The organism is Vicinamibacterales bacterium, assembly GCA_041659285.1.
GTDB lineage: Bacteria > Acidobacteriota > Vicinamibacteria > Vicinamibacterales > UBA2999 > 12-FULL-67-14b.
This window is the reverse complement of the sequence record JBAZYO010000011.1, coordinates 167306-179484: the sequence shown is the minus strand read 5'-3', so window position 1 is coordinate 179484 and position 12179 is coordinate 167306. Positions and strand designations below refer to the sequence as shown.

6 protein-coding genes are annotated in these 12179 nt (G+C 67.2%); 4 read left to right on the top strand and 2 right to left on the bottom strand.

Features of this window, described 5'->3' with window-relative positions; genetic code table 11:
- Nucleotide 1 precedes the first annotated feature (1 nt).
- A complete protein-coding gene (locus tag WC815_17715; protein ID MFA5910621.1) occupies nt 2-808 on the bottom strand; it encodes a histidine kinase dimerization/phospho-acceptor domain-containing protein in 807 nt (268 codons plus the stop codon).
- 5 nt (nt 809-813) lie between these two features.
- Complete coding sequence (locus WC815_17710) at nt 814-1491, bottom strand: response regulator transcription factor (GenBank protein MFA5910620.1); 678 nt, start codon at nt 1489-1491, stop codon at nt 814-816.
- A gap of 339 nt (nt 1492-1830) precedes the next feature.
- Here WC815_17710 and WC815_17705 point away from each other — a divergent pair, with 339 nt between their 5' ends.
- From WC815_17705 to WC815_17690, 4 genes are all read left to right on the top strand, one after another.
- Entirely contained in the window at nt 1831-3033 is a 1203-nt protein-coding gene (locus WC815_17705; GenBank protein ID MFA5910619.1) for a multicopper oxidase domain-containing protein, read from the top strand.
- Nucleotides 3034-3150: 117 nt separating this feature from the next.
- Nucleotides 3151-4500, top strand: coding sequence for a multicopper oxidase domain-containing protein (locus WC815_17700; protein MFA5910618.1), 1350 nt, complete (start codon nt 3151-3153; stop codon nt 4498-4500).
- A 93-nt stretch (nt 4501-4593) separates the two neighbouring features.
- A complete protein-coding gene (locus tag WC815_17695; protein ID MFA5910617.1) occupies nt 4594-9411 on the top strand; it encodes an Ig-like domain-containing protein in 4818 nt (1605 codons plus the stop codon).
- Entirely contained in the window at nt 9408-12086 is a 2679-nt protein-coding gene (locus tag WC815_17690; protein ID MFA5910616.1) for a hypothetical protein, read from the top strand. The genes WC815_17695 and WC815_17690 overlap by 4 nt, the downstream gene beginning before the upstream one ends.
- Nucleotides 12087-12179: the final 93 nt, after the last annotated feature.

The following is a 12179-nucleotide window of genomic DNA, read 5'->3' as shown; positions in this document are numbered from 1 at the left end:
ATCAATCAAGCGCGGTCACGCGGGGCGTGTCGTCGGCGGGCGCCTCGCGCAGCTGGATGCGCACGCACACGGCGCCGTCGGCGCCGTCCACCGCCAGCGAGCCGCCCGACAGGCGGACGATGCTCGATGCGGTGCGCAGACGCAAGAGGCCCGGGCTCTCGAACACCTCCGGGTCGGCGTGATCGTCGATCAGGTGGTACCACGTGCGGCGCGCGAATCCTGGCGGCGTGGCGTCGAGCATGAGATGCACCGCGCCCATCGGGTGGTCGTGCGGCGCGATCTGCAGCCGCACCGACGACCCGTGCCCGCGGTATCGCACCGCGTGATCGAGCACGAGCCTGAAGGCCCGCGTCAGCAGGAGCTCGTGGCCCGACACGTAAATGCTCGACGCGGCGATCGGCACGATCAGCTGGTCGCTCTTGTAGTGCAGCGACAGCTGGCTGGTGAGCGCGCTGAGGTCCACCGTCGACTCCGACAGCGCGCGAAAGCCGTCCGGATCCGCGAGCAGCGCGAGGTCGCCGGTGATGTCTTCCAGTTCGATGACGTGCTCGGCGATGCGCGCCAGCGTGTCCCGGTAGACCGCCGGCGAGCGATCGTGCCGCAGCGCGATTTCCACCTCGCCCGACAGCGCCGCCAGCGGCGTGCGAAGTTCGTGGATCAGCGACGTCACGAACGCCTGCATGGTCAGGCGCGATTCGTCGGGCGCGGTGTCGCCGCGCGCCGGCGGCTGCGGCGTGGACTGAGTGCCTCGGCTCAGGGCCCGCGTCAGCCAGGCGAGCGCCTTGCCTGGCCGGGTGGCACGACCCATGGCGGCTACACCTGATTCCGGGTCAGGCTGTACCCGGAACGCCTGACGGTTCGCACGACGCCGAAGCCGTCTTCGCCCAGCTTCTTGCGGAGATAGCCGATGTAGACGTCGATCACGTTCGAGTGCGGATCGATGCTGTCGGCCCACACGTGCCGGGCGAGCTCGTCACGGCTGATCACCGCCTCGGGCCGGAGCATGAGGTATTGGAGGAGGCGGAACTCGGTCGCGGTCAGGTCGACGATTTTGCCGTGGCGGCGGACCACGTGATCACGCTGATCGAGTTCGATGGGGCCGTGGGCCAAAGTGACACCGGCGTGCGCGGCGCGGCCGCGCCGGGTGAGCGCGCGGATGCGGGCCAGCAACTCGCGAAACGCGAAGGGCTTGGCGAGATAGTCGTCGCCGCCGGCATCGAGCCCGCGCACGCGATCGTCGAGCGCGTGCCGGCCGGTGAGCAGCAGGATGGGGGTGTCCACCCCGCGCGCCCGGAGCCGCCGGCACACGGTGAAGCCGTCGTGGTCCGGGAGGATCACGTCGAGCACGATGACGTCGAAGGCGCTTTCCTGGACCCGCGCTTCCGCCGCAGCACCACTGGCAACCGCATCCACGTGAAACAACTCCTCGACGAGCCCACGCGTTAGCGTGTCCCGCGTCGCCGGGTTGTCTTCCACGATCAACACGCGCACAAGCGCTCCTTTCGTTGGGGGGAGGGAGCATACCGCCGGGGAACCCGCCAGCCTGTCGTCTATATACATCAGTGCAATGCCTCCGCGAGCACAAAACTCTGACGCCGGCGCATTGTTCGCCTTTTGTGCATCCGCCCCGTACGTATTGACGAGGCCACACCCCCTTATGAGTTGCTCGTGGATGGGCGCCGCGCCGCCACGCAGCACACACAGGCAGGCGAGGCCGGGCTTCGTCCGCCCTACCCGTGATTAGCAGACGTGCGACGTGCTCGGAGAACTGCGCACGAAGGAGGCGGTATGCACTGGAGAGCAGGTCTACCTGTTCTGGGCGGAATTGGCGTGTTCGCGGTGCTGCTGTGCAGTACGCCGGCGTCGGCGCAGGGGAGTGCCAACGGTGCGGTGTACGTCCAGTGTCCGCCGTCAGTCGACACGAATGATGACGGGGTTCCTGACGCGGCCGGGCCCGACTCCGATGGGGACGGTATCCCCGACATCAAGTGCATGCACCTCGCGGGTGGCGACGGCTTCGTGACGATGGCCGACGGCCGGCCGCAATACATGTTCGGGTTCTCCGACGTGACCGCGGTGCCACCGGGCCAGGTGATGGAGGTGGGCGCGTTGGCGGCCAACTTCCCGGCGCCCACGATCACGCTGAACGAGGGACAGCACTTCTACTTGAGCCTGACCAACGTCGGCATGGTGATGCGCCCGGACCTGTCGGATCCGCACTCGGTGCACTTCCACGGATTTCCGAATGCCGCGCCGATCTTCGATGGCACGCCGGAAAACTCGCTCAGCGTGAACATGGGGTCGTCGCTGAGCTACTACTACAAGATCATGGAGCCCGGGACCTACATGTATCACTGTCACGTCGAGGCGACCGAGCACATGCAGATGGGCATGCTCGGTAACCTCTATGTGAAGCCGCGGCAGAACACGCTGCCGGGCGGCACGGCCCTCGGGTCCTTCACCCACACGACCGGGCAGCAGTACGCCTACAACGACGGCGACGGCTCGACGCGCTACGACGTCGAGAAGGCGATCCAGATCGGCTCGTTCGATCCGGACTTCCACGACGCCAGCGAGACCGTGCAGCCGCTGCCGTTCGCGACGATGCGCGATCGCTACGGCATGCTCAACGGCCGCGGTTACCCAGACACGGTCAACCCGGTGGCGCTATCCACCGACACCGATCGCGGGCCCAAGGCGTCGCAGCCGGTCGACAGCCTGGTGACGGCGACCGCCGGCCAGCGGGTGCTGCTGCGGATCTCGAACCTGAACGTCACGCGCTTCTATACGCTGGCGTCGACCATCCCGATGAAGGTGGTCGGCCAAAGCGCGCGGCTGCATCGTGGTCCGTCGGGCACCGACCTGACGTTCACGACGAATTCGGTGACGGTCGGCGGCGGCGAATCGGTGGATGTCATCCTCGACACCACCGGCTTGTCCGGGACCTACCTGCTCTACACGACGAACCTCAATTACCTGAGCAACGACACGCAGGACTTCGGCGGGATGATGACGGAGATCCGCATTCAGTAGTGGACGGGGCGTGAGTGGTTGGTTGTCGACGCCCGGCCGGCCGGGCGCATGGATCGGCGACCGCGCGCGACAGGCCAACCGCCAACGCCCGACCATCAGCGATATCAGGAGCGACACATGTTACGCACAAGCCACGTCGCGCGCGTCCGGATCGCCGTACTCGCGTTTCTCGGGATTCTGTCCGCTGCCAGCGCGCAGGCGGACGTGCTGGGTGTCACGGGCACATCGTTCACGCTGACCGCGAAGGCCGACCGCATCTCGACGCCCGAGGGCGGCAATTTTCTGTTCTGGGGCTTTTCGGCCGGGCCTGGGCGCGCGCAGTACCCCGGGCCGACGCTGATCGTGAACCAGGGCGCCGCGGTGTCGATTACGGTCGCCAACCCGACGGGCCTGGATGCCGGGCAGCGGGTGTCGCTGGCGTTCCCCGGGCAGTCCGGGGTGACGGCGACGTGCGGCGGCACCTGCATCCAGGGGCCTCTCGGCCTCGAGGCTGTTCAAGGGTCCACGGTGACGTACACCTTCACGGCGTCGCGGCCCGGCACCTTCCTCTACAACAGCGCGTCGCGGCCCGATCTGCAGATCGAGATGGGCCTGATGGGCGCGCTGATCGTGCGACCGGCCGCCGCCAACCAGGCGTACGACACGACGCAGTCGGCGTTTGACCAGGAGTACTTGTTCCTGCTCTCGGAGATCGACTCGACGATTCACGACATGGTGGAGCAGCAGGGCGTCGCCGCCGTCGACGCGTCCGGGAAGCTGGCGAATCCGTTCGTGAATTACTGGTTCATCAACGGCCGCAACGCGCCCGACACGATGGCGGAGGCCGGCACGGCGCTCCTGCCGACGCAGCCCTACAACGCGTTGCCGCGGACCCACGCCGGAGACCGGGTCCTGATGCGGGTCATCGGCGGTGGTCGCGACATGCACCCGTTCCACCATCACGGCAATCACGCCCGCATCATCGCGGTTGACGGCTTCCTCAAGCAGAGCGCGCCGGGCGATGCCCTCGACCTGTCTCACGAGGTGTTCACCATCCAGTCGCTGCCCGGCCAGACGGTCGATGCGATCTTCAGCTGGACCGGCAAGGACCTGGGCTGGGACATCTACGGCGACCCCACGGATCCGCTGTACGCGCACACGTGCACGGCGAACGCGGCCGGTCTCGCGGCCGCGGGCCCCGGATTCGAAAAGACCGCGAGCAAGCTCGAGTACTGCCCCGACCACGGCATCAAGATTCCGGTCACGCAGCCCGAGCAGTTCGGCCTGACGTTCGGCGGATTCTGGGCCGGCGCGTTCCTGGGTTCGATGGCGTTGCTGCCGCCCGGAGAAGGCGGCCTCAACCCGAACGCCGGCTACACCTACATGTGGCATTCCCACACCGAAAAGGAAATCACGAACTACGACGTCTTCCCCGGCGGAATGATGACGATGCTCGTCGTGGAACCGACCAGCGTGCCGATTCCGTAGCCGGCGGCCGTCGCCTGGACGTGCGGGGAAATGTGATGCGGGCGGGCCGCATCGCGCGATTGGACAGTCCATTTGTCGTCAAAGGGATTCATCATGATGCGAACGAATCACGGATCCGCCGCCACCGTCCTGAGAGTCGCGTTCCTGGCGATTGCGGCCTTTGGATTGTCGACCGCGATCGCCGCGGCGCAGACTACGGTCCACGTCGTCGCCGCGCCGTTCAACAAGACGGTGACGCTGCCGAACGGCACGATGGTGAGCGTGCCGATGTGGGGCTATGGGCTGGCCGACGCCGCCGGCGACCTGCTGCCTGGCGAGGAGGTGTCGTCGCCTGGCCCACGCATCACGGTACCGGTCGGCAACGCGCTGACCATCGTGCTGCACAACGACCTCCCGCCGGGAACGAACACGTCGCTCGTGATCCCCGGGCAGGCGTTTGCCGGTGCGCCGGTGGTGGCCGGCGGTCGCGTGGTGTCGATGGTCCCCGAAGTGGCACCGGGCAGTTCGGCCCCCTACGTGTTCACCAGCCTGAAGCCCGGCACATTCCTGTATCAAAGCGGCTCGCATCAGGCGGTCCAGATTCAGATGGGTCTGTACGGCGCGCTCACGCAGGACGCGGCGGCCGGCAACGCCTACGCCGGCGTGCCCTACAGCAATGAAGCCGTGCTGGTGTACAGCGAGATCGATCGGGCGTTGCACCAGGCGGTGGCCGACGGCACCTACGGCACGCCTGCCGGACCGACCAGCACGTTCAACTACAACCCGACGTTGTTCCTGATTAACGGCACCTCCTACGCCAACGCGGCGTCCCCGGCGATTGCGGCCGGCGCGGCCGGTCAGCCGACCCTGCTGCGGTTCCTCAATGCCGGTCTTCGCACGCACGTGCCGGTGCTCGACAACGGCACGTTCAGCATCGTGGCCGAAGACGGCAACAAGTATCCCTTCGCCCGTCCGCAAGGGGCCATCCTGCTCGCGGCCGGCAAGACCCATGACGCATTGTGGACCCCGGCCGTGGGCGGCGACTACCCGGTGTATGACCGGTCGCTCAGCCTGTCGGCGGAAGGGCAGGGCGGCGCCGGCATGCTGGCGAAGTTGCGCATCACCGGTGCGGCTTCCGGCGGCGCACCGGTCGCGGCCAACGACCTCGTCGGCACGGCCGAAGACACGGCCATAGGTGGCAGCGTGGTTGCGAACGACACCGGGGCCACCAGTTACGAGTTGGCGACCAGCGCCGGCGCAGGTGCGGTCGCGTTCCTGAGCGACGGCAGCTTTACCTATACGCCGGCGGCAAATTTCTTCGGCGTTGACTCGTTCACCTATCGCGCGGTCAACCTGAGCGGCAACAGCCTGGCGACGGTGATTATCAACGTCGGCGCGGTTCCCGACGCCCCCGAGGCCCAGACCCAGGATCTCGGTGTCCAGGCCACGGAGTCGCTGCCCATCGCGCTCGGCGGCAGTGACCCCGATGGCGACGCGCTCACGGTCTACCTCACCTCGCTGCCGTCGAACGGCACGCTCAGTCGCGTGAACCCGCTCGACAGCACCCTGATTACACTTTTGCCCACCGACCTCAGGAGCGGTCCGGGCACCGGCACCGCGATTCCCAACGGCCACGTTATCTACGCGGCAACCGGCACGTATCCGGGCACCGATCCTTCCCCGGATCCATTCAACTTCGTTGTCTCTGACAACGGCGGCACGTCGGCCTCGGCGGCGGTGGCAGCCGGCGTCAGTGTGTTTCCCGTCGTCGATCCTGGAGCGGACCTGCTGTCGCCGCTGTTGTTGACGGTCCTCGGTCCGGCCGGCGAGAACGTGGGCGCATTCCGCTGGACGCTGGAGGAGGATCGCACCTATCACGTGAATCCCGGCGTGCTCGATCCGAACACGGTGTCGGTGAGCTTCCACGCGAGCTATATGCCGGTGACGCGGTCGGGCGACGAGACGACGCTGGCCGACCTGAAGGTCGACTCGTCGAAGCGCTACTTCGTGTCGGTGTTGCCGAAGGTCGGCTCGTACAACAATGGCGGCGCCTCGGTGGCGGTTGGGCAGTCGGCGGTGACGGTCAGGGTCAACAGCGGGCCGACGCCGACCGCGCAGATTCGCGTCCGCGTGTTCCGGGACAACGCTCCGCTCAACGGCATGTGGGACACCAATGAAGAGCCCCTCGAGGGCTTCTCCGTCACGATCGAGGACGCGGGCGGGCGGTACGGCATGTCGGCGGCGCAGCAGTTGATGGACGCGTTCGGCAACCAGATTGGAACGACCTATCAACCCTGCCCGGTTGCCGGCACGTGCACGGCCCCCGAGGTCCTCTCTTACGGGCGCGGCTACCTGCTGTCCGACGCCGAGGGCTGGGCGCTGATCCAGAACCTCGCGCCCGGCAAGTACGGGGTGAAGGTGGTGTCGCCGGGGGGCACATCGTGGCAGCAGACGGCCACCATCGAGGGCACGCGCGTCATCGACGCGTGGGTGAAGGCCAACGAGCCGACCTACTTCGCCGAATTCGGGCCGCCCGGACCGCACGCCGACATCGGTTTCACGGAGCGGGTCAACACGCTTGGCGCCGGCGGCAACACCATCAGCGGCCAGGTGACCAACCTGCACCACTCCCGGCCGCCGAACTTCCAGATGTTCAGCGGCGCGACCTTCAACTTCACCCAGCCGTGGGTCGCGCTCAACACCGGTGCGACCGGCGGGACGCTTCTCTACGCGCAGCCGACCGACCCCGAAGGCATCTTCACGATTTCGGGCGTCGCGCCTGGCACCTATCAGCTCGTGATCTTCGACAGCGCGCTCAATTTGATCATTGCCACCAAGGTGATCAACGTGACGACCAGCCTCGCGCTTGGCGAAGTGCCCGTTCAGCAGTGGTACACGCGGCTCTATCACTACGTGTTCACCGACTCGAACGGGAACGGTTTCCGCGACGACGGTGAAGCCGGCATCCCCGAGCAGGCCATCAACCTCCGGTTCCGCGACGGCACGATGTATCAGTCGATGCCGACGGACGGAACCGGCTTCGTGCCGTTCGAGCAGGTGTTCCCGTTCTTCAGCTGGCTGGTCGCCGAGGTGGATTTCACGCGGTTCAAGGCGACCGGCGTGACCGCCGTGGTGGACGCAGGCGGCGATCCGATCAACGGCGCGTGGCCCGGTCAGATCGGGGCTGATCTCGATCCGCAAGTGCTGGTGCCCCAGCCGCAGACGGAAAACGGCGGCGCCTCGTACCGGACCGAGACCGGTCCAGTGCTCCTCGAGGCCTTCCAGGGCTTCATTGGCCAGAGCAGCGTGTTGATGTGGGGCAAGGCCCCGTACGCGTCCCCGGACGAGGTCGCTCCCGACGTGAACGTCTTCCCGTTTGACGACTTCCCGGGCCTGGGCGACACGGACCACGGCAAGCTCGGTGCGTTCGATGGCGACCAGTTCAACGGCGGCATCAGCGGCATCGTGCACTACTCCGTCACGCGGGCGGAGAACGACCCGCGCTGGGGCGGGGCCGAGGTGTGGGAGCCCGGCATTGCCGACGTCACGGTGCAGCTCTGGGACGCGACGCGGACGAAGCTGCTCAACGAGGTGACCACCGACAGCTGGGACGCGAGCCAGCCCACCGGTTGCCAGGGCGCGGTCTACAACTTCCTCGGCACCGACAAGGATTGCTTCGACGGCCTGCGTAACTTCAATCAGGTGCGGCCCGGCGTCTTCGACGGCGGCTACGCGTTCATGTCGCAGTTCGAGCCGATCAACCCGGCCTCGTTGACGGCGAACTGGCTGACTCCGGTTGCCGAGCGCGGCTTGGGGTTCCGCGAAGTGCCAATCCCCGCCGGCAAGTACGTCGTGCGGGTGGTGCCGCCTCGCGGCTACAAGATCGTGAAGGAAGAAGACAAGAACGTCGACTTCGGCGACGAGTACATCCCGCAGGAGTTCTACCTGGGTGGCTATCCGCTGGGCGCCGGTGGCGCCGGCTCGGCACCGCCCAAGGCAGGGGTTGACTACGAGCCGCTGGCCGTGCCGTTCTGCGTCGGCTCGCTGCATGAAGTGCCCGCGGAGCTCGCGCTGTATCCCGATGTTCCCGGGGCGTATGCCGGCGACCAGCGGCCGCTGTGCGATCAGAAGCTCGTGACGCTGCGCAACGGGCACAACCCGGGGGCGAACTTCTTCCTCTTCACCGAGGCGCCGATCGCCGGGCACATCATCGGCTTCGTCCTGGACGACACGGCGAATGAGTTCGACCCGAACGCGCCGACGTTCGGCGAGAAGTACGCGCCGCCGTTCCTGCCGATCTCGATCCGCGACTGGACCGGGCGTGAGATCACGTCCACCTACACGGACGCGTATGGTGTGTATAACGTGCTCGTGCCGAGCACGTTCACGGCCAACCAGCCGATCCCGAGCGGCATGTCGCCGAGCATGCTGACGGCGTGCATCAATTCGTCAACCACGGTGAACGCGGCCGGCGAGACGGTGCCGAACCCGGATCACATGAAGCAGTACACGCAGTTCTGCTACACGTTCAACTACATGCCGGGCGCGACCACCTATCTGGACACGCCGGTGCTGCCGACCGGCGCCTTCACCGGCGTCGGCCAGTTCCCGGTGGACGCGGAGCTGCCGTCGGGGACGCCGGTCATCGCGAAGGTCACCAACGTCGCCGACCTGGCGACCGGTGCGACGAGCTCGGCCGCGCAGATCGGCCCGTACATCGTCGACCGGACGACGGCCGGCTCGCCAAACCTCCTGCCCGGGACGCGAACGATTGAGGTCACATCCGGAGGGATGCACTCGGTGCCGAACCCGGCCTACGACGGTTTCGAGGGCGCCGAGCCGGTGACGATCCTGCGTGACTACACGTTTGGCGCGGCGTTGAACCGCATTACCGTGGGCTTGGCGCGACTACGATCCCGACGGCGAATGTGACGGTCGCGCCTGGTGGAAGCTCAGGCGGGTTGATCACCGCCCTGCGAGTGGTGATTCCCGGTGGGGCAGTGACGGACCAGTTGATCGTCGAGCGCTGCGCGACTGGCGTCTTGCCGTGCACCGATGTGCGCAGGTCCGTGCTGGGCATCACGCTGACGGTGGCGACGCCCGCGCTGCACAGCTCCCGGCCGCCGATTGTGAAGCCGGCGAATCAGAGCATCCAGGCCACGATCGACGCGGCGACGGCCGGAGACCTGGTGCTGGTGCCGCCGGGTAGCTACGAAGAGTCGATCGTCATGAAGAAGCCGGTCCGGCTCCAGGGTTGGGGCGCCATGTCCACGGTGGTCAACACGGTCGTCGCTCCAGCCGAGAAGCTCCAGGCGTGGCGGCAATACGTGGTCGGCCTGTTCAATGGTCCGGGTGGCACCGACTACCTCCTCCCCGGGCAGACCACGATTCTCGGCGCACCACCGCTCAGCACCGAAGGCCTTGCGGCCGCGATCGGTGGCGAGGCGGCGGGCGTGATGGTGTTCGGCCGGCCATTGCCAATCACCACCAACGGCAGCGGCGCGTGCCTGCAGCCGACGCCGTCCACGCTGGCGAACGAAGCGTATTGCCTGCAGAACGAAGGCGCGGTCCTGCGCGCGAACGCGCGCATCGACGGCCTGACGCTCACCGGGGCGATGAACGCCGCGGGCATCATGGTCAACGGCAACGCGCGCTCGATGGACATCGGCAACAACCGCATCGTCAACAACTCGGGTGACCTCGGTGGCGGCATCCGGGTGGGGCAGCCCGGGGCGGTGACGCCGCTGGCCGACGATAACGCCCTCAACACGAACATCACGATTCACAACAACGTGGTCGGCCAGAACGCCGGCCTGGCGGCCGCCGGCGGCGGCGGCATCGTGATTGGCACCGGCGCGAACGGCTACCAGGTGACGAACAACTTCATCGCCGGGAACTTCACGACTGGGCAGGGTGCCGGCGTCTCGCACATCGGGCGCAGCCCCGGCGGCGTGATCGACAGCAACTCGATCGTCTTCAACGAAGGGTTCAACCAGGGGCTGGGCCGTTCGGGCGGCGGCATCTTCATCGGCGGCCGCGCGCCGGGGTTGAACGAGTTGACGCCGGGCTCGGGCAACGTTCGCATCAGCAACAACCTGATCCAGGGCAACCTGATCGCCAGCGGTGACGGTGGCGGCGTGGCGCTGGACGGTGTCAACGGCGGCGGACCAGATGTGGGCGCCGTGTCGCGATCGCGCGTGGCGCTGTATAACAACATCATCGCCAACAACGTCGCCGGGCTCGCCGGCGGTGGCGTGTCGCTGCACGACGCATCGTTCGTGGAGATGATCCACAACACGATCGTCCGCAACGACAGCTTCGCCACGGCCGGGGGTGCGTTCGTCCTGGGCGGCGGCGACACCTCCGAGCCGCAGCCGGCGGGTATCGTCTCGCGCGGCAACTCGTACGGGACCCTCAACGGATCGACGTTCTCGAACCCGACGATCCTCAACTCGATCGTCCGGCAGAACCGGTCCTTCTACTTCGGCCCGGTGTCGGGTGGCGTGCAGGTTCCTGGCGATCCGGCTCCGGCCCCGATCACCTATGGACTGATTGTCAGCTCGACAGGCACCGGCAGGGCCGCGTGCACCATCGACACCTTCGGGTTCATGTGCTGGGACTTCGGCGTGCTTGGCGCGGCCGGAACACTGACGTCGCGGGCCACCGTTGTGACGAGCACGGCCGCGTCCCCCGGCACGGGCAACACGCAAGCGGCGCCGGCCTTCGTGTCGTCTTACGTGAACGGGGGGCGGAACCCGTCCATCGTCAGCCCGGAGCAGACGTCGATCCTGGTGCCCCTGGCGTTCGACGAGGGCGGCACCTTCGTCCGGCCGATGTTCGGTCCGCTGACGCTGCAGAATCCGGCGTCGGGTCTGACGCTCTTCGGCAACTACCACGTGACGGCTGGCGTGAACGGCGCCAACGTGCCGCTCACCGGACTTGGCGTCAACGTCAATCGGTCGACGCTGCTGTTCGATCTCGACCATCAGTCGCGGCCGAGCCTCGGCGCGCCGGCCACGCAGCTCACCACGCCGCATCGCGGCGCGGATCAGAAGACGGCCCTCGCGGCGCAGAGGAACCCACTGCCCCTTGGGAACGGGTTTACGATGGCCGGCGGCGCGGCGGTCGCGAGTGGATCGACATTGGGCCTGACCTCGCAAGGGTCGGCGTTCGATCAGGCGAACTTCCACTACATGAACGGGTCGCAGGTCACGACGACCAATGCCACGACGGTGACGGCGATGGCGGTATATGTCGGGCCGGTTGGCGGCGCCGGCACCTACCAGGTCGCGGTCTATACCGATGCGGCAGGCCAGCCGGGCACTCTCGTGGCGTCATCGGCGACGGGCACCCTGATCGGAGACGCCTGGAACACGATTTCAATCAGTGCTTCCCTGGCTGCGAACACGACCTACTGGCTGATGTACAACACGGATGCCGCCAGTAGTACGCAGAACAACATGGCGTATGACCCGGCGCCGGCCGGGACCAGCGCCTACGCCGCCCAGCTCTTTGGGACCTGGCCGGCCACGTTCCCGACGATAGGGGCCCCGAATACAGGCCTGCAACCCATGCGGTTCTCCCTGTTCGCGGCGGTTACGCCGTAGCTGACGATACGTTCGGGTAGGCCGGTCCTCCGGGCCGGCCTACCCGCGATCCCACCGCCTCGGGTGTATCAACCGGCTGCCGCAGATACCCCT